This window comes from Massilia sp. Masssp93 (genome assembly GCF_059491295.1).
This window is the reverse complement of record NZ_CP168502.1, coordinates 3,630,478-3,657,396: the sequence shown is the minus strand read 5'-3', so window position 1 is coordinate 3,657,396 and position 26,919 is coordinate 3,630,478. Positions and strand designations below refer to the sequence as shown.

The 26,919-nt window shown below is 70.0% G+C and carries 16 protein-coding genes; 8 read left to right on the top strand and 8 right to left on the bottom strand.

The window, feature by feature from the left end:
* The first annotated feature begins 20 nt into the window (after positions 1-20).
* From ACEN9Q_RS14705 to ACEN9Q_RS14695, 3 genes are read left to right on the top strand one after another with little or no spacing between them, the layout of a single operon-like run.
* Positions 21-611, top strand: a complete 591-nt coding sequence (locus ACEN9Q_RS14705; protein ID WP_495625102.1) for a TOL_0243 family YfiR-like periplasmic protein — start codon at positions 21-23, stop codon at positions 609-611.
* A complete protein-coding gene (locus ACEN9Q_RS14700) occupies positions 608-2,650 on the top strand; it encodes a sensor histidine kinase, YfiR-like protein-associated (RefSeq protein WP_495625101.1) in 2,043 nt (680 codons plus the stop codon). The genes ACEN9Q_RS14705 and ACEN9Q_RS14700 overlap by 4 nt, the downstream gene beginning before the upstream one ends.
* Positions 2,647-4,827, top strand: a complete 2,181-nt coding sequence (locus ACEN9Q_RS14695; protein WP_495625100.1) for an EAL domain-containing protein — start codon at positions 2,647-2,649, stop codon at positions 4,825-4,827. The genes ACEN9Q_RS14700 and ACEN9Q_RS14695 overlap by 4 nt, the downstream gene beginning before the upstream one ends.
* Before the next feature lie 10 nt (positions 4,828-4,837).
* Here ACEN9Q_RS14695 and ACEN9Q_RS14690 read toward each other — a convergent pair whose 3' ends face one another.
* A complete protein-coding gene (locus ACEN9Q_RS14690; RefSeq protein ID WP_495625099.1) occupies positions 4,838-7,072 on the bottom strand; it encodes a hybrid sensor histidine kinase/response regulator in 2,235 nt (744 codons plus the stop codon).
* 158 nt (positions 7,073-7,230) lie between these two features.
* On the opposite strand from ACEN9Q_RS14690, the gene ACEN9Q_RS14685 reads away from it, so the two are divergent.
* Positions 7,231-8,619, top strand: a complete 1,389-nt coding sequence (locus ACEN9Q_RS14685; protein WP_495628956.1) for an FAD-binding oxidoreductase — start codon at positions 7,231-7,233, stop codon at positions 8,617-8,619.
* A 12-nt stretch (positions 8,620-8,631) separates the two neighbouring features.
* Here ACEN9Q_RS14685 and ACEN9Q_RS14680 read toward each other — a convergent pair whose 3' ends face one another.
* The 4 genes from ACEN9Q_RS14680 to ACEN9Q_RS14665 are packed head-to-tail and all read right to left on the bottom strand — an operon-like array spanning position 8,632 to position 10,651.
* Positions 8,632-9,123: a GNAT family N-acetyltransferase gene (locus tag ACEN9Q_RS14680; RefSeq protein ID WP_495628955.1), complete on the bottom strand. Its 492-nt coding sequence runs from the start codon at positions 9,121-9,123 to the stop codon at positions 8,632-8,634.
* Positions 9,123-9,662 (bottom strand): phage tail protein, encoded by a 540-nt coding sequence (locus tag ACEN9Q_RS14675; protein ID WP_495625098.1) that lies wholly within the window; start codon positions 9,660-9,662, stop codon positions 9,123-9,125. The genes ACEN9Q_RS14680 and ACEN9Q_RS14675 overlap by 1 nt, the downstream gene beginning before the upstream one ends.
* A gap of 9 nt (positions 9,663-9,671) precedes the next feature.
* Entirely contained in the window at positions 9,672-10,166 is a 495-nt protein-coding gene (locus ACEN9Q_RS14670; RefSeq protein WP_495625097.1) for a phage tail protein, read from the bottom strand.
* 11 nt (positions 10,167-10,177) lie between these two features.
* Positions 10,178-10,651 carry a phage tail protein gene (locus tag ACEN9Q_RS14665; protein ID WP_495625096.1) on the bottom strand — a complete coding sequence of 158 codons (474 nt, stop codon included), beginning with the start codon at positions 10,649-10,651 and terminating at the stop codon, positions 10,178-10,180.
* Between the two features lie 229 nt (positions 10,652-10,880).
* Between ACEN9Q_RS14665 and ACEN9Q_RS14660 the strand changes: the two genes are divergently transcribed.
* The gene (locus ACEN9Q_RS14660; RefSeq protein ID WP_495625095.1) at positions 10,881-22,067 is read left to right on the top strand and encodes an Ig-like domain-containing protein; all 11,187 of its coding nucleotides are present in this window, start codon (positions 10,881-10,883) and stop codon (positions 22,065-22,067) included.
* Between the two features lie 43 nt (positions 22,068-22,110).
* On the opposite strand, the gene ACEN9Q_RS14655 is transcribed toward ACEN9Q_RS14660, so the two are convergent.
* Together ACEN9Q_RS14655 and ACEN9Q_RS14650 are read right to left on the bottom strand one after the other, a co-directional pair.
* Positions 22,111-22,809, bottom strand: a complete 699-nt coding sequence (locus tag ACEN9Q_RS14655; RefSeq protein ID WP_495625094.1) for an aspartate/glutamate racemase family protein — start codon at positions 22,807-22,809, stop codon at positions 22,111-22,113.
* Between the two features lie 44 nt (positions 22,810-22,853).
* Positions 22,854-23,747 (bottom strand): LysR family transcriptional regulator, encoded by an 894-nt coding sequence (locus tag ACEN9Q_RS14650; RefSeq protein ID WP_495625093.1) that lies wholly within the window; start codon positions 23,745-23,747, stop codon positions 22,854-22,856.
* A 103-nt stretch (positions 23,748-23,850) separates the two neighbouring features.
* Between ACEN9Q_RS14650 and ACEN9Q_RS14645 the strand changes: the two genes are divergently transcribed.
* Together ACEN9Q_RS14645 and ACEN9Q_RS14640 are read left to right on the top strand one after the other, a co-directional pair.
* A complete protein-coding gene (locus tag ACEN9Q_RS14645; RefSeq protein WP_495625092.1) occupies positions 23,851-24,456 on the top strand; it encodes a glutathione S-transferase family protein in 606 nt (201 codons plus the stop codon).
* A 7-nt stretch (positions 24,457-24,463) separates the two neighbouring features.
* Positions 24,464-25,369: a pyridoxamine 5'-phosphate oxidase family protein gene (locus ACEN9Q_RS14640; protein WP_495625091.1), complete on the top strand. Its 906-nt coding sequence runs from the start codon at positions 24,464-24,466 to the stop codon at positions 25,367-25,369.
* On the opposite strand, the gene ACEN9Q_RS14635 is transcribed toward ACEN9Q_RS14640, so the two are convergent.
* On the bottom strand, positions 25,370-26,497 hold the full coding sequence (locus ACEN9Q_RS14635; RefSeq protein ID WP_495625090.1) for a DNA topoisomerase IB: 1,128 nt from the start codon (positions 26,495-26,497) through the stop codon (positions 25,370-25,372).
* Between the two features lie 103 nt (positions 26,498-26,600).
* On the opposite strand from ACEN9Q_RS14635, the gene ACEN9Q_RS14630 reads away from it, so the two are divergent.
* Positions 26,601-26,915 (top strand): hypothetical protein, encoded by a 315-nt coding sequence (locus ACEN9Q_RS14630; protein ID WP_322399935.1) that lies wholly within the window; start codon positions 26,601-26,603, stop codon positions 26,913-26,915.
* The last annotated feature ends 4 nt before the right edge of the window (positions 26,916-26,919 follow it).

Sequence of the window (26,919 nt, the reverse complement as noted above, 5' to 3'; positions counted from 1 at the left end):
CCGTCCGGGCCAAGACGACGATGCTGATTTCCTGGCTAGAGCGTAAGGGGCGGCGGTGCTGGCTGGCGGGACTGGCGTGTGTCCTCGCCCTCGCGGCCGGCGCCGCGCGCGCCGACACCCCGGCGAACGGGCGCAGCGACCAGATGCTGCGCCAGATCGAGGCCGCCTATCTGTACAAGTTTGCCAGCTACGTCGAATGGCCGCCCGAGGCGTTTGCCGGACCGGACAGCAACTTCACGATCGGCCTGGCCGGCGCGGACGCCTTGGCCGACGACCTCGAGGCGAGCCTGGCCGGGCGCACCGTGAACGGGCGTAAAGTGGTCGTACGCCGGCTGCGGCGCGGCGACCCGGCGGCCGACGTGCAGATGCTGGTCGTCGGCGATCTCGACGCCCGCTGGGCGCGCGAGCTGTATGCGGCCACCAAGGAGCGGCCGGTGCTGACCATCGCCGAACCGGGCGCGGGCGGCGGCTTCGGCAGCATGATCAGCTTCGCCGTCGTCGACGACCGCCTGCGCTTCGAAGTCGCGCTCAGTCCGATCAAGCCGAGCCGCCTGAAGGTCAGCGCGCTGATGCTCAGTGCGGCATATAAAGTGGAGAAGGGGATTCCATGATGCGGCGCTCGCACTCCATCCGGAACAAGTTGTTCATCATCGTGCTGTCGACCACGCTGGTGGCGCTCGCCATCGCGCTGGTCGGCAACGTCGCCGGCGACGTCTGGACCTTCCACCGCGGGCTGGTGGCCGAGATGACGACCCAGTCCACGCTGCTCGGGCGCATGACCGCGCCGGCGCTGGCGTTCGACGACCCGAAACTGGCGACCAACAACCTGCACTTGTTCGACGCCTGGCCGAACATCGAGGCCGCGGCGATCTACGACGACCAGGGCAAGCTGTTCGCGTCGTACGTGCGTCCCGGCCTCGTCAAGGACTTCCCCGTCCAGCCGGAGGTGGACGGCGCACGGATCGACGGTGCGCGCCTGAACGTGTTCCGCCGGATCGCCGGCGAGAACGGCACCCTCGGCACCGTGTACCTGCGCGCCACCTACGATCCGACGAGGACGATCCTGGTCGACGTCGGCATCGCCGTGGCCGTCTGGCTGGTCGCGATGGCGATCGCGCTGCTGATGGTCGTGCGCATGGAGGCGCTCGTGAGCCGTCCGATCTCGGCGGTCGCGGAGACGGCGCGCGACGTGGTGGCGCAGCGCGACTATTCGCGCCGTGTCGAAGCCAGCAGCGGCGACGAAGTCGGCATGATGGTGGGCGCGTTCAACGACATGCTCGGCGAGATGGAACGGCGCACCGGCGAACTGGAGTCGTCGAACCTGGCGATCATGCGCGAGGTCGAACAGCGCGAGCGCGCCCAGCGGGAAGTCATGCGCCTGAACGTCGACCTCGAGCAGCGCGTGGCGGAGCGCACGTCGGAGCTGGCGCTGGCCAAGGCGGCGGCGGAAGAGGCGAACCAGGCAAAGTCATCGTTCCTGTCGAGCATGAGCCACGAATTGCGCACGCCGCTCAACGCCATCCTCGGCTTCACGCAACTGCTCGCCAACGACGCCCAGCCGAACAATGTCGAGCGCAAGAAGGAATTCACGGGCTACATCCTGAAGGCGGGCCGACACCTGCTGACCCTCATTAACGAGGTGCTCGACCTGGCCAAAGTCGAGTCCGGCGCCGTCACGCTGTCGCTCGAGGCGGTCGCCCTCGACGAGATCGTGCAGGAATGCCGGGCCATGCTCGAACCGCTGGGCGAGCAGCGCGGGTTGCGCATGACGTTCCCCGCCGCGCCGGGCATCACCGTGCTGGCCGACCGGACGCGCCTGAAGCAGATCCTGTTGAACCTGCTGTCGAACGCGATCAAATACAACCGGGCCGGCGGCGTCGTGGCGCTCGACTGCGTGCTGGACGCGGCGGGGCGGGTGCGCATTGCCGTGCGCGATTCCGGGCCCGGCCTGAGCGCGGCGCAGATGAAGGAGCTGTTCCAGCCCTTCAATCGCCTGGGACAGGAAGCGGGCGCCGAGGAGGGAACCGGTATCGGCCTGGTCGTCACGAAGCGGCTGGTCGAGCTGATGAACGGCGGCATCGGCGTGACGAGCACGGTGGGGATCGGCAGCGTGTTCTGGATCGAGCTCGACAGCGTGGCCCCGGCCTTGCCTGGCACCGGCACCGGCGACGTTGCCGCCGCGGCGTTGCCCACCGCCGCGGCGGCGGTGCCGGCACCGCGCGGCGGCGGCAACGGTTACACGTTATTGTACGTGGAAGACAATCCCGCCAACCTGAAGCTGGTCGAATCGATCATCGCCCTGACTCCCGACCTGCGCCTGCTGTCGGCGCCGGATGCCCACCTCGGCATTGCGCTGGCGCGCACCCATGCGCCCGACCTGATCCTGATGGACGTCCACCTGCCCGGCATGAGCGGCATCGACGCGCTCAAGGTCCTGCGTGCCGATCCTTCGACGGCGGGCATCCCGGTGATCGCCGTCAGCGCCAGCGCGATGTCGCATGACATCGCGCTGGCCATGAGCAACGGTTTTTTCCGATATGTAGCCAAACCGATCGATATCGCAGAATTTTCCGCCGCGATCGACAGTGCGCTGGAGGCCAACGGCGCCGTTCGCGGTCAAGCCACAGCGGACCGAAAAGAGGTGCCATGATTTCCTTATCCGACATTCACCGGGCCCGCATCCTGATCGTCGACGACCAGGAAGCGAACGTCAAGCTGCTCGGCTACATGCTCGAAGACGCCGGCTACACCTGCGTCACGCTCGTGACCGACGCGCGCACCGTGCTCGACCTGCATCGCGCCAACCGCTACGACATCATCGTGCTCGACCTGAACATGCCGTATATAAACGGGTTCCAGATCCTCGAAGGCCTGCGGCCGCTGGAAAGCGAGGGCTATCTGCCGGTGCTGGTGGTCACCGCCGAGCCCGCGCACAAGCTGCGCGCGCTGGAAGCGGGGGCCAAGGATTTCGTCAGCAAGCCGTTCGACCAGGTCGAGGTGCTCACGCGCATCCGCAATATGCTCGAGGTGCGGCTGCTGTACACCGAGACGCGCGAATACGGCCTGCGCCTGGCCCGCTTCGACACCGTCACCGGCCTGCCGAACCGCATGCTGCTGCACGCCTCGCTCGACCAGGCGCTCGCGCAGGCGCAGTGCGCGGGCGAGGCGGTCGCCGTGATGGCGATCGACCTGGACCGCTTCAAATACGTCAACGATACGCTCGGCCACGTCGGCGGCGACGAGTTGCTGTGCCAGTTCGCGCAGCGCCTGAGCGACTGCGTACCCGTGCGCACCGCCCTGGGCCGCGTCGGCGGGAACCAGTTCGAACTGGTACTGACGGGACAGCAGTTGCAGCATGAGGTGCTGCAGATCGACAATCGCATCAGGACGGCGCTGCAGCGGCCCTTCGCCCTCGAGACGCAGCACTTCACGATGACGGCCAGCATCGGCGTCGCGCTCTATCCGGCCGATGCCACCGACGCGGCGACCCTGCTCAAGTATGCCGATATCGCCCTGCACCAGGCGAGGGCCGAGGAACGGGGACGATGCCACTTCTTCACGGATGAAATGAATGCCCAGGCGCGGCACCGGCTGACGCTCGAGAACGCATTGCACGAGGCGATCGGCAACCGGGAGTTCGTCCTCCACTACCAGCCCAAGGCCGAGATCAACACCGGCCGCATCACGGGCGCGGAGGCCCTGCTGCGCTGGAACCGCCCGGGGCAGGGCCTGATATCGCCGGGGGAGTTCATTCCCGTGCTCGAGGAGACCGGCCTGATCGTCGACGTCGGCAACTGGGTGATCGACGCCGCATGCCGCCAGATCGCCGCGTGGGCCGGCATCATGTCGGCGCCGATGCATATCGCCGTCAACGTCTCGGGCCGCCAGTTCGCGGGCGGCGGCCTGGACAAGGCCGTGCTGGATGCGATCGACGCGCATGGCATCGACGCCGGGATGCTGGAGCTCGAAGTGACCGAAAGCGCGCTGGTGGACAACGTGGAATGTGCGATCGCCACCCTGCACCGCCTGCGGGCGCGGGGCGTGCGCGTGTCGATCGACGACTTCGGCACCGGCTACTCCAGCCTGGCCTACCTGAAACGGCTGCCGCTCGATACGCTGAAAATCGATATCACCTTCATCCGCGACGTCACGACCAATCCCGACGACGCCGCCATCACCGAAGCGATCATCGGGATGGCGCACAGCCTGAAGCTCGACGTCATCGCCGAGGGCGTGGAAACCGTGGCCCAGTTGTCCCTGCTCAGGCGCTATCGCTGCGATCAGATCCAGGGCTTCTACTTCAGCCGGCCGCTGCCGGCGCCGCAGTTCGAGGCGATGCTGCGCCAGGGCGCCGGCCTGGCGCTGCCGCCGGACCTGCTGGCCGCGGTGCCGCGGCGCACCCTGCTCATCATCGACGACGAGTCGAGCGTGCTCGCCGCGCTCAACCGCCTGCTGCGCCGCGACGGCTATCACATCCTGACGGCGTCGGGCGCGGCCCAGGGGTTCGAGCTGCTGGCGCTGCATCCCGTGCACGTGATCCTGTGCGACCAGCGCATGCAGGGGACGAGCGGCACCGAATTCCTGGGCAAGGTGAAGGAGATGTATCCCGACACGTTCCGGATCGTGCTGTCGGGCTACACCGACCTCGACACGATCATGGAGGCGATCAATCTCGGGGCGCTGTATCGCTTCTTTACCAAGCCATGGGACAACGAGGTGCTGCGCGAAAGCATACGCGCCGCGTTCCGGCACTACTGGCAACTGCATGGCATGGTGCCGGACGACGCTGCGGCGATCCCGGCCCCGGAACTCGCGGGCCCGCCCTGACGGCGTCGCCTCAGGCGGGCGCCGCGCCGGGCCGGCCCGCGGACTCGTCCGCGTCGGCCGCCAGCGCCCGCCGCAAGTCGTCCACGCTGGCCGGCTTGGTCAGGTGCAGGTCGAACGCGGCCGCGTCGTCCGGCGAGTGGGCGACGACGCCGGCCTGGCGGCCGTAGCCGGTGAGGGCCGCCAGCCGCAGCGGCCGGTGCGCCGCGCGCCGCATGGCGGCGGCGAGGGCGTAGCCGTCCAGGTCGGGCAGGCCGATGTCCAGGATCGCCGCGTCCGGCGGCCACGCGGCCTGCACGTCGAGCGCGGCCAGCGCCGTGTGCGCGGTCCTGACGTCGTGGCCGAGCTGGCGCAGGACGGCGGCCGTGAGCGTGGCCGCGTCCTCGTTGTCGTCCACCACGAGCACGCGCAGCGGCCGGGTTTCGGCGCGCACGGCGGCCGGCGCGGGGGCGGCCGCGGGCGTGCCCAGCGGCAGCCGGATCTCGAAGCGGCTGCCCATGCCGGGACCGTCGCTGTGCGCGCTCACGCGGCCGCCGTGCAGCTCGACGATGCGGTGCACGATGGCGAGGCCGAGTCCGAGGCCGCCATGGCGCGCCAGCGGCTGCGGCGCCTGGTAAAACGGTTCGAACACGCGCCCGGCGAGCCCGGCCTGCATGCCGACGCCGTTGTCGCTGACGACGAGGCGCGCCGTGCCGTCGGCGCCGTCGAGGACGACGTGCGTGTCCGTGCTGCCGAAGCGGGCCGCGTTCGACAGCAGGTTGCCGAGCACCTGCGCGAGCCGGTGTTCGTCGCCGTCGACCCACAGCGCCTCCGGCGCCTGCAGCCGGATGGGCTGGTCGGGCAGGGCGGCGACGGCGTGGCGCGCGACGGCCGCGAGGTCCACCGGCGCGAGGTCGATGCGCAGCTTGCCTGACGCGATGCGGGAGACGTCGAGCAGGTCGTCGACAAGGTGCTTGAGGTGCGCGACCTGGCGCCGCATGATGCCGCGCTCGCGCCGGCTGCCCTCGTCGTTGCGCAGGTCCATCAGGTCGAGCGCGCCGGCGATCGGGGCCAGCGGATTGCGCAGTTCGTGGCCCAGCACGGCGAGGAATTCATCCTTGGCGCGGCCGGCCCGGCGCGCCTGCTCCAGCGCTTGCTCGCGCGTGGCGAGGGCCTGGGCCAGCGTGTCCATCAGGCGGCCGCGTTCCTGTTCGTGCGCGGCGCGGTGCCCGGCCGCCGCCCGCAACGCGGCGCCCATCGCGTCGATTTCGCGGATGCGCGAATGGGGTACGGCGAGATCGGCACCGGCGCCGAGCGCGGCGGCGCCCGTCTCGAGGGCGGCGATGCGGCGCACGATGCGCCGCGCCAGCACGGACGCGAGGCCGATGCTCAGCGCCAGCGACAGCACGATGCCGGCCGCGTACCAGATGAATCCCTGCGCGGCGGCGCCGGCCCAGCCCGCGGGCGGCGCGCCGACGGCGACCGTCCAGCCGTAGCGCGACAGCCGGGTATAGGCCGTCGTCAGCGCGTCGCCCTCGATGGTGACGGTGGGCCCGACGCCTTCCGGGCCGTTCAACCGGGCCAGCCGCGCCAGCGTCGGGGCCGGCGCGGCGCCGACGTCGTCCTGGCCGCGCGAGCGGGCGACGAGCGTGCCGTCGCTGTCCAGCACCGTGATCATCGAGCCGGCGGGCACCCGCTGCCGCTCGACCACGCGCATGATGCGGTCGGGCCGGACGACGGCCGTCAGCACGTAGGAATGGCCGGCCGCGTCGCTCACCGGATAGCGCACGGGCACGGCGGGACGGCCGCCCTTGCCGCGCGCGACGTGCCCGATCACGGGACGGCGCAGCGCGAGCGCCAGGTGCAGGCTGGAGGGATCGGCGATGGGTTGCGCCGGCGCGTCGAACGGCGCCGTCGTGCGGAACAGCATGCGGCCGGTGCCGTCGGCCAGGATCACGCCCAGCCATTCCTGCTGCGCCAGGGCCTGGTCGCGCGCGATGGGGTAGAACGCGCGCACGTCGCCGGTGTCGAGCGCCGGGGTGCGCGCCATGCTGGCGAGCGTGGCGACGGTGCCGTCCAGTTCCGCGTCGACGGCGCTCGACAGCGCCCGCGCCAGGTCCAGCAGCGCGCGTTCCTGTTCGCTCTCGTGGTATTCCGCGGCCAGGTGCACGCTCCAGGCGCCGAGCGCGGCCAGCGGCAGCAGGCCGATCGCGGTCAGCAGGATCAGCAGGTGGCGCAGCGACAGCGTGGGCCCGTGGTGAGCGCGCATGGGGGTGTCCGTCAATACCAAGTGATCCATTATACGTGCGGCAGCGTCCGGCCGGACGGCCGCCGCCGCTTGCACATCCCGCGCCGCGGCCTATGCTGCAAGAAGGCGCGGGCCGGATGGCGGCCGCCATCCGCCGGGCGCGCCGGTCGGAGGCCGCGATGATGCAGTTGAAACCTGAAGTGCTGGACGGCCTCGCGGCCGCCCTGCGGGGACCGGTGCTGCAGCCGGGCGACCCGGACTACGACGCCGCGCGCCGGATCTGGAATGCGATGATCGATCGCCGGCCGGCGCTGATCGTGCGCTGCGCCGGCACGGCCGACGTGTGCACGGCCGTCGCGTTCGCGCGCGACCACGGCCTGCCGCTGGCCGTGCGCGGCGGCGGCCACAATATCGCCGGCAACGCCGTCTGCGACGACGGCCTCGTGATCGACCTCTCCGGCATGCGCGGCGTGCACGTCGATCCGGACGCGCGCCTCGCGTACGTCGACGGCGGCGCGCTGCTGTCCGACGTCGACCACGAGACGCAGGCGTGCGGACTGGCCGTCCCCCTCGGCATCAATTCGACGACGGGCGCGGCCGGCCTCACGCTGGGCGGCGGCTTCGGCTGGCTGTCGCGCATGCTGGGGCTGACGGTGGACAGCCTCGTCGGCGCGGAAATCGTCACGGCCGACGCCCGCCGCCGCCACATCGGGCCGCGCCAGGAACCGGACCTGTTCTGGGCGATCCGCGGCGGCGGCGGCAACTTCGGCGTCGTCACGCGCTTCGAGTTCGCGCTGCACGCCGTCGGGCCGCAGGTGACGGCCGGGCTGCTCGTGTTTCCGGCGGCGCAGGGCCGGGATGTTTTGCGCCAGTACCGCGATTACGTCGACACGCTGCCGGCCGACGTGTCGATCTGGGCCGTGCTGCGCCAGGCGCCGCCGCTGCCGTTCCTGCCGGCGCCCGTGCACGGCCAGGACATCGTCGCGCTGGCCGTGTGCTCGCCGCGCACACCGGAAGACGCGGCCTCCGTGATCGCCCCCGTGCGCGCGTTCGGGCACGTGCTGGGCGAACACGTCGGCGCCATGCCGTACGCGGCGTGGCAAAAGATCTTCGACCCGCTGCTGGCCCCGGGCGCGCGCAATTACTGGAAGTCGCACAACTTCACGACCCTGTCCGACGATGCGATCGACCTCGTGCTGCGCTATGCCGCCGGCGTGCCGACGCCGCAGTGCGAGATCTTCATGGGCCTGATCGGCGGCCGCGCCAACGAACCGGCCGCCGATGCGACGGCCTACCCGCACCGCAACGTGACGTATGCGATGAACGTGCACGGGCGCTGGCTCGAAGCGGCCGACGACGCCCGCTGCGTGGCCTGGGCGCGCGAATTCTTCGCGGCCGTGACGCCGTACGCGGCGGGCAGCGTGTACATCAACTTCCTCACCCAGGACGAGACGTCGCGCATCCGCGAGGCATACGGGCCGAACTGGGACCGGCTCGTGCAGGTCAAGCAGCGCTACGACCCGGACAACCTGTTCCGCTTCAACCACAACATCGCGCCGGCCGGGTGAGCAATGCTGCGCTCAGGCGGACGGCGCCGGGCCGCCGGTTGGCGCGGGCCAGCGCATCGATGCCCGCACGTCGTCGCGCGCTTCTTCCCTGAAGCCGAGGGAGCGGTACAATCCGAGCGCCTGCGTATTGTCGTGCGCTACGCTGAGGACCACGTCGCGGCCGCATTCGCGCGCCTGTTGTTGCAGTTGCCTGAGCACGGCGCCCGCGATGCCGCGTCCGCGATACGGCGGTGCTACCGCGATATCGACGAGGCGCACATGAAGGCTCTGCTCGTCCAGCACCAGCCTGCCGGCCGGCGCGCCGCCGGCCTCGATGACCAGCGTGCGTGCGTCGGGAAAAGCGCGGCGGTAGCCCATCTCCTGCAACTGTTGCTGCTGCGCGATGAGCATGTCGGCCAGCCCGTCCGGCAACATCGCCAGCTCGGGCCGGGTGCTGCGGAACAGGCTGGCCAAAAAGGCGGCGTCGTCAGGCGCCGCCGGGCGCAAGGTCCAGACGTCGTCCATCAAGGGCGCTGCGGAAATTCACCGTTCAGGCAGATGATGAAGTTCAGGCTGAGGCAGGGCTGCATGTTGTTGTGCGGCTGGCTCGAACCGCTGGGGGCCAGCGCGACTGGCGACATCGGCGTGTTCGGCGTCGGGTCGAACAGGCTGATCGGTGTCTTGCCGTGCCGGCTCTCCACGCTTGCCTGCGCCCACACATTGCTGGCCGGCGCGCTCGTCGTGCCATCGGTTGGGTAACCCATCGGGAAATGGTTATGCGCGGGGATCTCGTTCGTGTTCAGCGTGACGGTCGCGCTCCCTCCGGTGTCGCCGACCATGCGCGTCGTCAGCCCGGGGCCGGTGCCCTGGCCGATCGGCACGGCGCCCTGCAGGTTCGGCAAAGCGAAGTTCGTGGTGCCGTTCCCGCCGTACTGTACGCCAAGGAGCGAAAATAACGCCGCGTACTGCGAGATCGGAAGAAGTTGGCCATTGCAAAACATCCAGTCTGCAGGCGCGTAATTGCCTGCAAATATGCGGATTTCTCCGAGAAACGGGTCAGCCATATTGTCTCCTTAACTGCGCGATGGGAAGAGGCCCTGCGTGGCGATGTAGAAGCTCATCGCCAGATAGGGCTGCATGTTTTCGTGGGGCTGGCTGCCGCCGGTTGTCGAGATCGCGGCGGGGGACATCGCGACGAGCGATGCCGCCGGGCCGAACGCATTGGTTTCCTGTGCCCACACGTTGCCGCTCAGGTTTGCGCTGGATGCAGTCGCGGTCGATGCGCCGACGGTGTGCGTATGCGCCGGGATTTCGCTGGTGGTCAGGGTATGCGTCGGCGTGCCGGTCGCCGTGCCCAGAGGAAGGGTGGCGTCGAAGTGCACCGGCACCCGTCCGCGCAGGTCCGGAAGACCGAAGGTATTGACGCCGTTGCCGCCGTACGTGGTGCCGAGCAGGGAGAATAATGCCTGATTCTGCTGGATCGGCAGCAACTGCCCCTCGCATGGCACCCAGCCCCTCGGGATGCCGTTGAAAGAAAACAGTCGAATTTCTCCGATATAAGGATCCATGCTTCGCTCCTTTAGTTGAAGGACGGGTAGATCCCGGCCGTGCAAATGATGTAGCTGAGGGCCACGAACGGCATCATGTTGTCGTGCGGCTGGCTGCCGCCCACTGCGGCAACCGCCTGCGCGTTCATCCTCGCTGCCGGCGCCTGCGCCGTGGAAAAGGACGGGTAGGTGGACGTGGCCCAGACGCCGCCCGTCGGCGTGGGGGTGACGCCGGCTGCCGTGCTCGCCATCGCGGTATGGGAGTGCGCCGCCAGTTGAGTCGACGTCAGCGTGACGGACTCGACACCTCCCTTGCTGCCGATCGGGTAGCTGGTGGACTTGTGGAGCGGCGCCCGGCCGCGCAGGTCGGGCAGCGCGAACGTGTTTTGTCCGTCACCGCCATACGTCGTTCCGATCAGCGTGTACAGGGCCTCGTTCTCCGCAATCGGGACGAGACTCCCGTCGCATTGCGCCCAGCCGACCGGGGCAAAGTTCCCCGCAAACATTCGGACCTCTCCGAGATAAGCTTCTGACATTCCCTTCCTCCATGTTTCCGCGCCACGTGGCGGCTGTTGATTATTTCAGACAGATATTGAGCGGATTCTCACCAATTGTTTCACTCGAGAAAAAATTCTTCACATTCGACGTTGCATTTCACTATTTAAAAAGTTACGGTAGTGATAGTTTTGTAGGCCGTATCCTACAGCGAACTCTTTTATTTAGGTGACATATCTCATGGACATCCAAGCTGCGCAACAAGCCGGTTCCCAAGTCGCGTTCGTCTTCAATAACGTTGCGGACTACCAGGACCTGGTGGCGGCGTTCCGCCCGGACGTCGAGGTGCATGTGCTGGATGCGGGACAGGATGGCCTCGCGCAGATGGAAGCGATTCTCCAGGGGCGCACCGGCCTGGCGGCGCTGCACGTGATCGGGCACGGCTCGGAAGGCGCACTGAACATGGGCAGCGTGACGCTCGACAGCGGCACCATCGGTAGCCACGGCCAGGTGCTGGCGGAGATCGGCAGCGCGCTGGCGCCGGGCGGCGATATCCTGCTGTACGGTTGCGATGTCGGCGCCAGTGCGGCCGGCGCGCAGTTCGTGGGCCAGCTCGCGCAGCTGACCGGAGCGGATGTGGCCGCGTCCACCGACCTGACCGGCGGCGCCCAGCTCGGCGGCAACTGGACGCTCGAATACCGCACCGGCGCGGTGACGGCCGACAACGCGTTCGATGCCGCGGCGGTGCACGGCCTCGACACGCTGCTGGCGACGAACGAAGACGTGACGGCGACCATGAGCACGGGAGCAGGCAACTTCGTTCCGGGCTTTACGCTGACCACTGCCCAGAACGTCTACGGCGATCCCGACAACGGCGTGAACGGCGGGATCTACTTCGACACCCTGAGTCAAAGCGAGACCTTCACCGTCACCGCGGACGGCACGTCGGTCGGAGCGTTCGACCTGACCGGCATGACGTGGGTGAAGGCATTCACATTCGGTGAATTCACGCTCACGGTCACCGGGCACAAGGTGGGAGGATCGACCGCCACGGCGGTGATCTACACGGCGCAGAATGCGGCCACGTTCTCCGTCACCGACAGCTTCAGCGACATGACGGGCCTGACCAGCTTCGACGTCACCATCACCGGCACCGCCACCGATGCGGGGGCAGGCTCGACGCCGGCCGACCTGACGCTGGATGCCTTCACGGTCGACAATATCGTCCCGCCGGCGCCGACCACGCCGGACCTGACGGGAGCCAGCGATACCGGCACGAGCAACAGCGACAACCTCACCAGCGCGAACTCGGTCGCGTTCACAGGCCTGGGGCCGGCGGGTGACAACAGCAGCACGGCGCTGGTGTTCATCGACACGAACAACAATGGCGCGTACGACGCCGGCACCGACGTCAGCGGCACGGCCACGTTGAGCGGTGGCAGCTGGACGGTCAGCGGCCTGTCGACGGTCGGGCTGTCGGGCGTCTACAAGGTGTATGCGCAACTCAGCAACGGCGGCGGATCGAGCCCGCTCAGCTCGCCGCTGAACATGACGGTCGACCACACCGCGCCGACGGTCGCGATCACCAGCGACCACTCGGCGCTGACCGCCGGCCAGACCGCCACGGTCACCTTCACGTTCAGCGAAGACCCGGGTTCGACCTTCAGCTGGAACGGCAGCAGCGGCGACGTCGCGGTGAGCGGGGGGACGCTGTCGGCCATTTCGGGTGCCGGCACCACGCGCACCGCCGTCTTCACGCCGACCGCGAACACGAATGGCGGTACCGCCAGCATCACCGTCGCCGCCGGCGCCTACACCGATGCCGCCGGCAACAATGGCGGCGCCGGGACCACGCCCAGCCTGGTCTTCGATACCAGGGCGCCCACGGTCGCCATCACCAGCGATCACTCGGCGCTGGCCATCGGCCAGACCGCCACCGTCACCTTCACGTTCAGCGAAGACCCGGGTTCGACCTTCAGCTGGAACGGCAGCAGCGGCGACGTGGTCGTGAGCGGGGGGACGCTGTCGGCCATTTCGGGGTCCGGCACCACCCGCACCGCCGTCTTCACGCCGACCGCGAACACGAATGGCGGCACCGCCAGCATCACCGTCGCCGCCGGCGCCTACACCGATGCCGCCGGCAACAACGGCGGTGCCGGGACGACGCCCAGCCTGGTCTTCGATACCCAGGCGCCGACGGTCACCATCACCAGCGACCACTCGGCGCTGACCGCCGGCCAGACCGCCACCGTCACCTTCACGTTCAGCGAAGACCCGGGTTCGACCTTCAGCTGGAACGGCAGCAGCGGCGACGTCGCGGTGAGCGGGGGGACGCTGTCGGCCATTTCGGGTTCCGGCACCACGCGCACCGCCGTCTTCACGCCGACCGCGAATACGGACGGCGGCACGGCCAGCATCTCCATCGCGGCCGCGGCCTATACCGACGCGGCCGGGAACAGCGGCGGCGCGGGCTCGACCCCAGCCATCAGCTTCGACACCAAGGCGCCGGCGCTCACCATCAGCAGCGACCACTCGGCGCTGGCCATCGGCCAGACCGCCACCGTCACCTTCACGTTCAGCGAAGATCCGGGTGCAACCTTCAGCTGGGACGGCAGCAGCGGCGACGTGAGCGTCAGCGGCGGCACGCTGTCGGCGATCTCGGGCACCGGCACGACGCGAACGGCCGTCTTCACTGCGGGCAGCGGCGGCAGCGCCACCATCACGGTCGGTGCCGGCACTTATTCCGACGCCGCGGGCAATGCCAATGGGGGCAGCGCCTCGACGACGATAGCGCTCGACACCACGCCGCCGGCCGCGCCGTCCGCGCCCGCGCTGGCGCCCGCCAGCGACACCGGCACCGGGTCGGGCCATGACGTGACGAAGTTCGCGACGCCGGTCCTGAAGGGCACCGCGGAAGCCGGGGCGACCGTCGACCTGTACGACGGCGCGACCCACATCGGGAGCGGCAGCGCCGACGGTGCCGGGAACTGGTCGATCACGTCCACGACGCTGGCGGAGGGTGCCCATACCATCGTGGCCGTCGCCACCGACGCCGCCAACAACGTCGGCCCGGCGTCCGGCCAGTTCGGCCTGACCGTCGACACGACCCGGCCGACCCTGTCCATCGTCAGCGACAGCGGCGCGCTCAAGGTCGGCGAAACGTCCACGATCACGTTCACGTTCAGCGAGGATCCCGGCTCGACCTTCACCGGCGGCGGCATCGTCGTCAGCGGCGGCACGTTGAGTGCGATCACGGGCACCGGGACCACGCGCACCGCCGTGTTCACGCCGACGGCCCACACCGACGCCTCCACCGCCGTGATTTCGGTCGCGGCCAGCGCCTACACCGATGCCGCCGGCAACAACGGCGCCGGCGCCGCCTCGACCAGCATCGGATTCGATACGCTCGCGCCGGCGGTGACGATCACCAGCGACCATGCCGCGCTCACCGCCGGCCAGACCGCGACCATCACCTTTGCCTTCAGCGAAGACCCCGGGGCGACGTTCACCCTGGGCGACGTGACGGTCGGCGGCGGTACGCTGTCGTCCCTGTCCGGCACCGGTACGACCCGCACCGCCGTCTTCACGCCGGCCGCGAATACCAACGGCGGCACCGCCAGCATCACGGTCACCCACGACAGTTATGCCGATGCCGCCGGCAACACCGGCGCGGCCGGAACGACGCCGAGCCTGGTCTTCGACACGCTGGCGCCGACCCTCGCCGTCAGCAGCGACCACGCGACGCTCAAGGCCGGCGAGGCCGCGACCGTCACGTTCACGTTCAGCGAAGATCCGGGTGTCGACTTCACCCTCGGCAGCGTCACCGTCAGCGGCGGCACGCTGAACAGTCTGTCCGGCACCGGGGTCACGCGCAGCGCGGTGTTCACGCCCGACGCGAATACCACCGGCACGGCCACGATCGCGGTCGACCCGAGCCAATACCACGACGCCGCGGGCAATACGGGCGACAATGCAGCCAGCGTCGACATCGCGTTCGACACGGTCGCGCCGTCGATGTTGATCATCAGCGACACGCCCGTTCTCAAGGCCGGCGAGACCGCGGCCATTACGTTCATTTTCAGCGAAGACCCGGGCAGCACGTTCAGCTGGGACGGCACCAGCGGCGACGTCACCGTCAGCGGCGGCACGCTGTCGGCGATTTCCGGCACCGGCAACACGCGCACCGCCGTGTTCACGCCGAGCGCCGGCATCAACGCCGGCACGGCCAGCATCACGGTCGCAAGCGGCAGCTACACCAACGCCGCGGGCAACGGTGGCGAGGCCGGAACGACGCCGACCATCCACTTCGATACGCTGGCGCCGACCGTAACGATCGGCAGTGACATGGCCGCACTGAAGATCGGCCAGACCGCGAACGTCACCTTCACGTTCAGCGAAGACCCGGGCAGCACGTTCACCAGCGGCGATGTCGCGGTCAGCGGCGGCACCCTGGGCGCGATATCGGGCACGGGCACGACGCGCACCGCGATCTTCACGCCGGATGCGAACACCAACGGCGGCACGGCCAGCATCACCATCGCCGCCGGCACCTATACCGACGCCGCCGGCAACGCGGGCCACGCGGGCACGACGCCTGGCGTGGCCTTCGACACGCTGGCGCCCGCGGCGCCGTCCGCGCCGGTGCTCGATACGGCCAGCGACAGCGGCGTCTCGCATGCTGACAACCTGACCAGGTACGGCACGCCTACGCTGTCCGGCCAGGCCGAAGCCGGTGCCACGGTCAAGCTGTACGACGGCGCGACGCTGGTCGGCACCGGCACGGCGGACAGCGGGGGCGCCTGGTCGATCGTCTCCAGTACGCTCGCGGAAGGCAATCATGCGCTCACGGCCATCGCAACCGACGCCGCCGGGAACACGGGCGCCGCCTCGGTGCCGCTGACGATCTCGATCGACCAGACGGCACCGACGCTCACGATCAGCAGCGACAAGGCCGCGCTCACGGCGGGCCAGACCGCGACGGTCACGTTCACGTTCAGCGAAGACCCGGGCAGCACGTTCGGCTGGGACGGCACCAGCGGCGACGTCACCGTCAGCGGCGGCACGCTGTCGGCGATTTCCGGCACCGGCAACACGCGCACCGCCGTGTTCACGCCGAGCGCCGGCACCGACGCCGGCACGGCCGGCATCACGGTCGCAAGCGGCGCCTACACCGACGCCGCCGGCAACGGTGGCGAGGCCGGAACGACGCCGACCATCCACTTCGATACGCTGGCGCCGACCGTGACGATCGGCAGCGACATGGCCGCACTGAAGATCGGCCAGACCGCGAACGTCACGTTCACGTTCAGCGAAGACCCGGGCAGCACGTTCACCAGCGGCGATGTCGCGGTCAGCGGCGGCACCCTGGGCGCGATATCGGGCACGGGCACGACGCGCACCGCGATCTTCACGCCGGATGCGAACACCAACGGCGGCACGGCCAGCATCACCATCGCCGCCGGCACCTATACCGACGCCGCCGGCAACGCGGGCCACGCGGGCACGACGCCTGGCGTGGTCTTCGACACGCTGGCGCCCGCGGCGCCGTCCGCGCCGGTACTCGATGCCGGCAGCGACAGCGGCGTCTCGCATGCTGACAACCTGACCAGGTACGGCACGCCTACGCTGTCCGGCCAGGCCGAAGCCGGTGCCACGGTCAAGCTGTACGACGGCGCGACGCTGGTCGGCACCGGCACGGCGGACAGCGGGGGCGCCTGGTCGATCGTCTCCAGTACGCTCGCGGAAGGCAATCATGCGCTCACGGCCATCGCAACCGACGCCGCCGGGAACACGGGCGCCGCCTCGGCCCCGCTGACGGTCTCGATCGACCAGACGGCACCGACGCTCACGATCAGCAGCAACAAGGCCGCGCTCACGGCGGGCCAGACCGCGACGGTCACGTTCACGTTCAGCGAAGACCCGGGCAGCACGTTCGGCTGGGACGGCACCAGCGGCGACGTGAACGTCAGCGGCGGCACGCTGTCGGCGATTTCCGGCACCGGCAACACGCGCACCGCCGTGTTCACGCCGAGCACCGGTATCAACGCCGGCACGGCCGGCATCACGGTCGCAAGCGGCGCCTACACCGACGCCGCCGGCAACGGTGGCGAGGCCGGAACGACGCCGACCATCCACTTCGATACGCTGGCGCCGACCGTGACGATCGGCAGCGACATGGCCGCACTGAAGATCGGCCAGACCGCGAACGTCACGTTCACGTTCAGCGAAGACCCGGGCAGCACGTTCACCAGCGGCGATGTCGCGGTCAGCGGCGGCATCCTGGGCGCGATATCGGGCACGGGCACGACGCGCACCGCCACCTTCACGCCGGATGCGAACACCAATGGCGGCACGGCCAGCATCACCATCGCCGCCGGCACCTATACCGACGCCGCCGGCAACGCGGGCCACGCGGGCACGACGCCTGGCGTGGTCTTCGACACGCTGGCTCCATCCCTGACGATCAGCAGCGACAAGGCCGCGCTGTACGACAGCCAGGCCGCGAACATCACCTTCACGTTCAGCGAGGATCCGGGCAGCACGTTCAGCTGGGACGGCACGAGCGGCGACGTTGCCGTCAGCGGCGGCACGCTCTCGGCGATCTCGGGCACCGGCAACACGCGCACCGCCGTGTTCACGCCGAGCGCCGACACGAACGCCGGCACGGCCGGCATCACGGTCGCCGCCGGCGCCTACACCGATGCCGCCGGCAACGCCGGCGGCGCCGGCATCACACCGGCCATCCACTTCGATACGCTGCACCCGACGGTGGCGATTACCAGCGATAAGACCGCGCTCAAGGTCGGCGAAACGGCGCAGCTCACCTTTACGTTCAGCGAAGATCCGGGTACGAGCTTTGCCTGGGATGGCACGAGCGGCAGTTTGTTCGTCACCGGCGGCACGGTGTCGGCGGTCACGGGAACGGGGCTGACCCGCACCGCGGTGTTTACGCCGGACGCCAATGCCGACAACTTTGTCGCGGACGTGATGGCTTCCCCCTATACGGACGCCGCCGGCAACTATGGCCTCGCAAACAGCGTCACGTTCAGGGCCGACACCCTGGCCCCCGCCAGGCCGGTGCCCGCCCTGATCGACAATATGGGCTTCTCATCAAGCGATCACCTGGTCGGCTCTTCGGCGGTGCAACTGGAAGGCACCACCGAGGGCGCTTCGACCGTGACAATGTTCGACGCGGACGGCGTCACCGTGCTCGGCACGGCGCCGGTAACTTTTGACGGTAATTGGGTGGTCGGCCACCCGTTCACGGAAGGGGCCCACACCGTCACGGTCAAGGTGACCGATGCCGCCGGAAACGAATCCCCCCTGTCCGCCCCGATCTCCTTCGTGGTCGACACGACCGCGCCGACGATGACGATCACGAGCGACAAGACCGCGCTTCACGCCGGCGAGACGGCAACCGTCACCTTCACTTTCAGCGAAGATCCGGGAACGACCTTCAGCTGGGATGGCACGGCCGGCGATGTGACCGTCGGCGGCGGCACGCTGTCCGCGATTTCGGGAACGGGACTCACGCGCACCGCCGTGTTCACGCCGCAGGCCGACGTCAACGCGGAAACGGCCATCATCGACGTCAGATTTTTCCCGTACACGGACGCCGCCGGCAACCCCGGCTCGGGTACCACGACGGGGCCCGAGAACGATCATCCCACGCTCATCGCCGTCGACACGCTCGCGCCGACGGTCACGATCGGCAGCGACACGGCCGCGCTGAAGGCCGGCCAGACCGCGAACGTCACGTTCACGTTCAGCGAAGACCCGGGCAGCACGTTCGGCAGCGCCGATGTCGCCGTCAGCGGCGGCACCCTGGGCGCCATCTCGGGCACGGGCACGACCCGCACCGCGGTCTTCACGCCGGACGCCGCCACCAACGGCGGTACGGCCAGCATCGCCATCGCCGCCGGCACCTATACCGACGCCGCCGGCAACGCGGGCCATGCGGGGACGACCACGAGCCTGGTGTTCGACACGCTCGCGCCCGCGGCGCCGTCCGCGCCGGTGCTCGATGCGGGCAACGACAGCGGCGTCTCCAGCTCGGACCATGTCACCAATGCCCAGACCCTGACCTTCACCGGCACCGCGGAGGATGGCGCCACCGTCACGCTGATCGACAGCGGCACCGGCGCCGTGCTGGGAACCGGTACCGCAACCGGCGGGAACTGGTCGATCGCGGTCGGCGCGCTGCCCGACGGCCAGGCCGGCGTCGCCGCGTATGCCACGGACGCCGCGGGCAACGCCGGCACGGTGTCCGGTCCGCTGGCCGTCACCATCGACCGCACCGCGCCCGGCACGCCGGCGCTGGCGCTGGCGCACGGAGGCAGCAGCGGCAGCGTGGTCAACGACGGCACCGTCAAGGTCCTGAACCTGACCAGCGGCGCGGCGTGGCAGTACAGCCTGGACGGCGGCGCGCACTGGCAGGACGGCAGCGGCGACAAATTCGTGGTCAGCGGCGACCGAAGCTACACGGCGATCGCACGCCAGATCGACACGGCGGGGAACATCGGCGCAACCAGCGGCGACATCAGGTTCACGCTCGACCAGTCCGGTCCGACGTCCGCTGTCACGCTCAACGACACGACGCTGACCAGGGGCGAGACCGCGACCGTCACCGTGACGTTCAGCGAGGCGGTGACCGGCTTCGACCTGTCAGACCTGCACGCATCCGACGCGACCCTGTCGAACCTGGCCACGGCCGATGGTGGCCGTACCTGGACCGCGGCCGTGACGCCGAAGGACGGCACCGTCTCGACCTCGAACGTGATCAGCGTGGACAACACAGGCGTGATGGACCGGGCCGGCAACGCCGGCGCCGGTTCCAGCAGCTCGCCCGATTACAGCGTCGTGACCAGCGGCCTGGGCGCCAGCATCGCCCTGTCCGACACGAGCCTGACTGCCGGCGAAAAGGCCGTGGTGACGATTCACTTCAGCGAGCCGGTGCGCGGCCTCACGCTGGGCGATCTCGGCGTCCAGAACGGGCGGCTGTCCGACTTGTCGAGCAGCGACGGCGGGCAGACCTGGGCGGCCACCCTGACCCCGACCGCGGGCGTCAACGACGCCACCAACGTCATCACGCTCGCCAACAGCGGGGTGACCGGCGCAAGCGGCCAGCATGGCGACGGTGTGTCGACGTCGGCCAACTACAGCGTCGAAACGATCCGCCCGACGGCCGGACTCTCCATCGCGGACCATCTCGTCGTGCCGGGCGCGCGCACCGCGGTCACCATCAAGTTCTCGGAAGCGGTGAGCGGTTTCGACAGCGCGGACGTCGCGGTCACCCATGCCGCGTTGTCCAATCTGTCGTCGGCCGACGGCGGCGTCACCTGGACCGCGACCCTGACCGCGGACGCGGGTGCCACGTTCGCGGAACCGGGCGCGATCACGGTCGACCTGGGCGGCGTGCATGACGCGGCCGGCAACACCGGCCAGGGCAAGGTCGGCGCGCAGTTCGTGGTCGTGCCCGGCCATGCGACGGTCGGCAGTGTCGACGGCGCGTCCGTGATCACGCAGGCCATCACCGGCACGGATGGCACGGCGCAGCAGGTCATCACGATTTCCGAAGTGATGGACAGCCGCGTGGACGATCCGTCGACGCCCAACCACGGCCTGGCCGATATCCCGATCGCGGCCAACCCGGCCGGCGGCGCCGCGCCGATCCTCACTGCCAGCCTGCCGGCGGGCGCCAGCCTGCAGGCGACCGGTTCGGCCGCGCCGCTCGGCGTCGGCGCCGCGACCACGGATCTCGTGGGCCGCGTCGTGGACAACACGGCGCACGACGCGACCAGCCAGGCCGACCTGACCAGCCACGCGCAGGAATTCCTCGCGAGCCTGGGCAGCGGCGCGACCGTGGAATCGCAGACGATCGTTCCGCTGGTGGCCGCGGACACGGCGCACGGCCAGCCGATCGTGATTGCGGGCGCGCAGCCCGGCAGCGCCGGGGCGGACGCGCCGGTCGTCGGGCTGGTCATCGACGGCACCTCGCTCCCGAGCGGCACCACGCTCCAACTGGACAACGTCGATTTCGCGGCGGTGGTTGGCGATGTGCGCCTGATCGGCGGCCTGGGACGCAACTACGTCGTCGGCGACGGCGCGTCGCAGACGATTTATCTCGGTCCGGACGACGACGTGCTGAATGGCGGCGGCGGCAATGACTTCGTCGGCAGCGCGGGCGGCAACGACCGCCTCAATGGCGGCGACGGCAACGATCTGGTCGCGGGCGGCATCGGCAACGACACCGTCGCGGGCGACGCCGGCGACGACATGGTCAACGGCGGGCGCAGCACGGTCGGCGACTGGAACTTCCACATCGCGGCCAACGGCACGATCAGCGCGATCCACGACAACGCGGTGTTCACGGCGAACGGCACCGAAACCGTGCAGGGCGCCGAACTGGATGCCACGCAGGCCGACCTGCGTTTCCTGCAGGCGGAGCCGCAGAACGTGCAAGGGATCGCCTTGCTGTACGCTGCGCTGGACCGCGCGCCGGACCTGGCCGGCCTGTCGTTCTGGGCCACCAGCGGCGCCAGCCTGCACGACATCGCGGCCGACGTGCTGGCGTCGGCCGAATTCGGCGGTTCCGCGCTGGACCAGACCGACGCCGCGTCGTTCGTCACCGGGATGTATCAGCACGTGCTGGGACGCGCCCCGGAACAGGCGGCGCTCGATTACTGGACCGGCCGCCTGGCCGGCAGCGACGGCAAGCCCGCGGCCAGCCGCGCCGACGTGCTGATCGCGGTGGCGCTGAGCGACGAGCACAAGGCCGCCGCGACGACGGCCGACGGCATCACGATCGCCAAGGGCAGCGTGCAGCACGACACGGCATGGTTCAGCGGCAGCGGCGACGACGTCCTGAACGGCGGCGCCGGCAACGACCTGCTGGTGGGCGGCGACGGCACCGACACGGCGGTCTACAGCGGCAACCGGTCGCAGTACCACATCCTGATCGGCGCGGACAACGCGCTGCACGTGCTCGACACGGCCAACGGCGATGTGGACACCATGTCCGGCATCGAGGCCGCGCAGTTCCAGGACGGCACCATCGACGTCAGCTTCCTGAACACGGATCCGGCGCAGCTCGAACGGGTCGGCCTGATGTTCGAGGCGGTGCTCGACCGCGCGGCCGACGGGGCAGGCCTGAAGTGGTGGACCTCGCTGAAGCTGGACGCAACCCAGCTGGCGCAGGCCTTTACCACGACGGCCGAGTACCAGGCGCACTATGCAGGCATGAGCGATGCCGGCTTCGTGCAGGCGTTGTATGCGAATTCAGGCCTGGATGCGAGCGCGGCCGGCGGCGAGCAAGCGTGGCAGGACTACCTCGGCCAGCACACACGCGCGCAACTCATCGCCGCCTGGATCGGCCAGGACGACGTGATGCATGCGCAGTTCGACGCGAACGGGCTGTGGCTGATGTAACGACGTCGCTGCATGCGCCGGCCGGGTGAGCGTCGGATGAGCGTCAGATGAGCGCCAGGTCGACGGCCGCCGCCGCGTGCAGGCCCGTCGTGTCGAACAGCGGCACGGGGCTGTCTGCCGGCGTCACGAGCAGTACGAGTTCGGTGCAGCCGAGGATGACAGCCTCGGCGCCGGCGGCGACGAGCCGTTCGATCACGCCGCGGCAGGCCGCGCGCGACGCCGCCTCGATGCGGCCTTTTACCAGCTCGTCGTAGATGATGCGGTGGACCGTGGCGCGGTCCTCGGCGTCGGGCACGAGCACGTCGAGGCCGTGCTCGTCCGCCAGCCGTCCCTTGTAGAACGCCTGCTCCATCGTGAACGCGGTGCCGAGCAGGCCGACGCGCCTCAAGCCTGCCGCCTTGATGCGTTCGGCCGTCGGGTCGGCGATGTGCAGCAGCGGCAAATCGACGGCGGCCTGCAGCTGCCCGTAGGCCTTGTGCATCGTGTTCGTGCAGATGATGAGGAAGTCGGCGCCGCCCCGTTCCAGCCGCTGCGCCGCCTCGATCATCAGCGCGGCGGCGGCGTCCCAGCGGTCGCTGCGCTGCAGCACCGCGATGTCGTCGAAGTCGAACGACCACATGAGGCAGCGCGCCGAATGCAGCCCGCCGAGGCGGTCGCGCACACCCTCGTTGATGAGGCGATAGTATTCGGCCGAGCTGGCCCAGCTCATCCCGCCCAGCATACCGATGATCTTCTGCGTCATGCACGCCTCCTGTCGATGTCGAGCCGTCCAGTATAGCCAGAATGTCAGCGGATCACCGTCAGCGCCGCGAATTCCGCCACCGCGAAATCGACGAACGCGCGCAGCCGCGGCGCCATGTGGCGGCTGCTCGGCAGCACGAGGTGCACGGGCGCCGGTTCCGGTTCGTAGTCGACGAGCAGGCGGCGCAGCAGGCCGGCCCGCAGGTCCGGCTCGACCTGGTACGACATCGCGCGGGCGATGCCGAAGCCGTCGCGCGCGGCCGCCAGCACGGCCTCGACGTCGTTCATGCGCAGGCGCGGACCGTAGCGCACGACGTGCTCGCGGCCGTCCGCGCGGAAGCGCCACTCGGCCATGGTGCGCACGGACGTCGACATGATCAGCTCATGCCCCGCGAGGTCGGCGGGCACGTGCGGCGTGCCGCGCCGGTCGAGGTAGGCGGGGCTCGCGACCGTCACCTGGCGCACCTCGCCCAGCCGGCGCGCGACGAGGCTCATGTTGGACAGGGCGCCGATGCGCAGGCCGGCGTCGATGCCTTCCTCGATCAGGTCGACGTTGCGGTCCGAGAGCGCCAGGTCGACCTGGATGTCCGGGTGGAGCGCGAGAAAGCGCGTGACCACGGGCGCCACGTGGCGGCGGCCGAACACGGTCGGCGCCGTGAGCCGCAGCAGGCCGCGCGGCGCGCCGGCGCCCGGCGGCTGAAGCGCGGCGTCGTAGTCGGCCAGCAGGCGGCGCGCCTGTTCCGCCAGGCGCAGGCCCGTCTCCGTCGGGGTCAGGCGGCGCGTGCTGCGCTCGAACAGGCGCGCGCCGGCGCGGGTTTCGAGCAGGGCGAGGATGCGCGTGACGGCGGCCGGCGAGCGCCCCAGCTTGCGCGCGGCGGCGGCCATGCTGCCCGCGTCGAGGATGGCGATGAACACGTGCAGCTCGTCGAGTCGGTCCATGATTATTTCGGAAACTGAAATGCTGAATTGCCATTATGCCGGATTCCGGTGTGAATGGAATCGCATTACGATGCAAGCAATCCCCACCCACCACGAGACGACCATGCCCCAGACCCGCATCCTCCACGGCACCCGCCTGTCCGGCCACACGCACCGCGTGATGCTGTTCCTGCACCTGCTCGACCTGCCGTACGACTTCGCCGACAGCCCGGCCGACGTGCGCCGCGCGCCGGCGTTCCGGGCGCTCAATCCGCTGGGCCAGATTCCCGTGCTGCAGGACGGCGACGTCGTGCTGGCCGACAGCAACGCCATCCTCGTCTACCTCGCGAAGCGCTATCCGGCCGGCGCGGCCTGGCTGCCGGAAGACCCCGTCGGCGCGGCCCTCGTGCAGCGCTGGCTGTCGCAGGCGGCGGGCGAGATCATGTTCGGGCCGGCCGCCGCGCGCGTCTCCGCCCGGTTCTACGATACCGGCGTGCCGGCGGGGCTGTCGCAGGCGCTGGCCGCGCGGGTGCTGGGCCTGATGGAAGGCGAGCTGGCCGCGCGCGACTGGCTGGCGGCGGCGACGCCCACCATCGCGGACGTCGCCTGCTACAGCTACGTCGCCCACGCGCCGGAAGGCGGCATCGCGCTCGATCCGTATCCGCGCGTGCGGGCCTGGATCGGCCGCGTGCAGGCGCTACCGGGTTTCGTCGCAATGCCCGCCGAGTGAGGCGATCATGGACGGAGACCGCATTCCCATGCCGTTCCACGCGGGCGAGCTGCGGGCGCAGGAACTGGCGGGCATCGAGCCGTTCAACGCGCCGATCCGCAACCGCATGCCGGACCAGCACCGCACCTTCTTCCCGCTGCTGCCGTTCGTCTGCGTGGCCGTCGCGGATGCCGACGGCTGGCCGCTGGCGACCGTCGTGCAAGGCCCGCCGGGCTTCGCCAGCTCGCCCGATCCGGCGCGCCTGGACGTCGCGGCGCTGCCGCCCGCCGACGACCCGGTGCGCGCGCGCATCGTCCACGGCATGGCGACCGGTGCAGCGGTCGGCTTGCTCGGCATCGACCTCGGCACGCGCCGGCGCAACCGCCTGAACGGCGTCCTCGCGCAAGTTGGCGCTACCGGGTTCGGCGTCGACGTCGCGCAATCGTTCGGCAACTGCCCGCGCTACATCCACGTGCGCTCCCTGGCGCCGGTGGCGCGCACGCCGGGACCGGCGACGGCGTTCGGCGCCGACCTGCCGGCGCGGGCGCGCGCGCTGCTGGCGGCGGCGACGACGCTGTTCGTGGCCAGCGCGAGCGGCGCGGACGCGCCCGACGCCGCGGCCGGCCTGGACATCTCGCACCGCGGCGGGCCGGCCGGCTTCGCGCGGCTGGACGGCGACGTCCTGTGCGTGCCGGACTACGCGGGCAACCGCTACTTCAACACGCTGGGCAACTTCGTCGCGGAGCCGCGCGCGGCCATCGTGCTGGCCGACGTGGCGACGGGCGACGTGCTGCAGCTGCAGGGCATCGTCGACATCGATTGGACGGCCGCGGACCCGGACCGCGTGCCGCCGGTGGAGCGCATGTGGCGCTTCCGGATCGTGCGCGGCTGGCTGCGTCCGGGCGCGTTCGGGCTGGCGGAGCGCGCCGCGTAGTCAGGCGGCGCGCCGCTTGACCGCGAGGTCGGCGTGCGCCGTCTCCTGCGCGAGGCGCCGCTCCAGCATCGCGAGCACGGCCGCTTCCTCGGGTTCGAGCTCGCGCAGGTCTTCGACGAGGCTTTCCTCGGCGCGGGCGCGCAAGCCTTCGAGCATCGTGCCGTCCAGGTAGGCGTCCAGCACGGCCGGGTGCACGTAGCACTTGCGGCAGACGGACGGCGTGTTGCCGAGCCGCTGCGCGACGGACTCGATGGCGCGCACGATGTTCTTCTTGGCCTGGGCGTCCGAATCGACGGCTTCGAATTCCTGCAGCGCCATCGCCGCCAGCACCGTGCCGGACCACGTGCGGAAATCCTTCGCGGTGTAATCCTCGCCCGTGATCGTGCGGAGGTAGTCGTTGACGTCGCTCGACCCGACCGTGTGCCGTTCGCCGGCCTCGTCGAGGTACTGGAACAGGTCCTGGCCGGGCAGGTCGCGCGTGCGCTGGATGATGCGCGCCAGGCGCCGGTCGTGCACCTTGACGTCGTGGTACACGCCGCTCTTGCCGCGGAAGCGGAACTCGACGTCGCTGCCGTCGATCTTCACATGACGGTTGCGCAGCGTCGTCAGGCCGTAGGACTTGTTCTCGCGGGCGTATTCGTCGTTCCCGATGCGCATCATGGTCGCTTCCAGCAGGTAGACGATCGTCGCCAGCACCTTGTCGCGCGGCAGGCCGGGGAGGGCGAGGGCGCGGTCGACTTCCTTGCGGATCCTGGGCAGCGCCTTGCCGAAGTTGATCATGCGCTCGTACTTCACCTCGTCGCGCACTTCGCGCCACTTGGGGTGGTAGCGGTATTGCTTGCGGCCGCGCGCGTCGCGGCCGGTCGCCTGCAGGTGGCCGTTGGCCTGCGGGCAGATCCAGACGTCGGTCCACGCGGTCGGAATAGCGAGCGACTTGATGCGCTTGAGCGTGGCGTCGTCGTCGACGGGCGCGCCGCCGGCGTCGAGGTAGCGGACACTGTCGCCGGCCGCCTCGCGGCGGATGCCGGGACGGTCGTCGTGGACGTAGCGCAGGCCCGCGGCCTTCGCGGCGGCGGGCGGATCGGTGTTCGGCACCGGACTCGCCGGCGCGGGGTCTTCGCTCTTCATCGGGTGCTCGTCGTTCGCAAGGGTGGGCTGGCGCCAGTCTACGCCGGCGCCCGGCGCGCACCGTTCGGGAACTAACGCAGGCCGCGCCCGTTACAATGGCGGCATGCCCGGCAAATCACCCATCTTCCCCGGACCGCGCACCGCGCGCGGCATCGTGCTCGCCGTCCTGCTGTCGAATGCCGACCAGGCGGGCGCCGAACCGTTGCGCGGCCGCGTGACCCTGGCGGCCATCGTCCGCGCCCTCAAGCGTAAATATCACTGGCCCATCGAGACGACGAGTTTCCCGTCGAACGCCGCGGACGGGCGCGCGACGTGGGCCACGGTGTACAGCCTGCCGGCCCACGTCATCGACAAGGCGCTCGATGCGCGCGGGCGCGACTGGCTGCGCAGCAGCCTGGGGGACCAGGCTGCCCGTTGAGCCG

Excerpts from the sequence above, each read along its gene's own strand:
- ACEN9Q_RS14705 (WP_495625102.1), top strand. The coding sequence starts at position 21 with ATGCTGATTTCCTGGCTAGAGCGTAAGGGGCGGCGGTGCTGGCTGGCG.
- ACEN9Q_RS14700 (WP_495625101.1), top strand. The coding sequence starts at position 608 with ATGATGCGGCGCTCGCACTCCATCCGGAACAAGTTGTTCATCATCGTG.
- ACEN9Q_RS14695 (WP_495625100.1), top strand. The coding sequence starts at position 2,647 with ATGATTTCCTTATCCGACATTCACCGGGCCCGCATCCTGATCGTCGAC.
- ACEN9Q_RS14690 (WP_495625099.1), bottom strand. The coding sequence starts at position 7,072 with ATGCGCGCTCACCACGGGCCCACGCTGTCGCTGCGCCACCTGCTGATC.
- ACEN9Q_RS14685 (WP_495628956.1), top strand. The coding sequence starts at position 7,231 with ATGATGCAGTTGAAACCTGAAGTGCTGGACGGCCTCGCGGCCGCCCTG.
- ACEN9Q_RS14680 (WP_495628955.1), bottom strand. The coding sequence starts at position 9,123 with ATGGACGACGTCTGGACCTTGCGCCCGGCGGCGCCTGACGACGCCGCC.
- ACEN9Q_RS14675 (WP_495625098.1), bottom strand. The coding sequence starts at position 9,662 with ATGGCTGACCCGTTTCTCGGAGAAATCCGCATATTTGCAGGCAATTAC.
- ACEN9Q_RS14670 (WP_495625097.1), bottom strand. The coding sequence starts at position 10,166 with ATGGATCCTTATATCGGAGAAATTCGACTGTTTTCTTTCAACGGCATC.
- ACEN9Q_RS14665 (WP_495625096.1), bottom strand. The coding sequence starts at position 10,651 with ATGTTTGCGGGGAACTTTGCCCCGGTCGGCTGGGCGCAATGCGACGGG.
- ACEN9Q_RS14660 (WP_495625095.1), top strand. The coding sequence starts at position 10,881 with ATGGACATCCAAGCTGCGCAACAAGCCGGTTCCCAAGTCGCGTTCGTC.
- ACEN9Q_RS14655 (WP_495625094.1), bottom strand. The coding sequence starts at position 22,809 with ATGACGCAGAAGATCATCGGTATGCTGGGCGGGATGAGCTGGGCCAGC.
- ACEN9Q_RS14650 (WP_495625093.1), bottom strand. The coding sequence starts at position 23,747 with ATGGACCGACTCGACGAGCTGCACGTGTTCATCGCCATCCTCGACGCG.
- ACEN9Q_RS14645 (WP_495625092.1), top strand. The coding sequence starts at position 23,851 with ATGCCCCAGACCCGCATCCTCCACGGCACCCGCCTGTCCGGCCACACG.
- ACEN9Q_RS14640 (WP_495625091.1), top strand. The coding sequence starts at position 24,464 with ATGGACGGAGACCGCATTCCCATGCCGTTCCACGCGGGCGAGCTGCGG.
- ACEN9Q_RS14635 (WP_495625090.1), bottom strand. The coding sequence starts at position 26,497 with ATGAAGAGCGAAGACCCCGCGCCGGCGAGTCCGGTGCCGAACACCGAT.
- ACEN9Q_RS14630 (WP_322399935.1), top strand. The coding sequence starts at position 26,601 with ATGCCCGGCAAATCACCCATCTTCCCCGGACCGCGCACCGCGCGCGGC.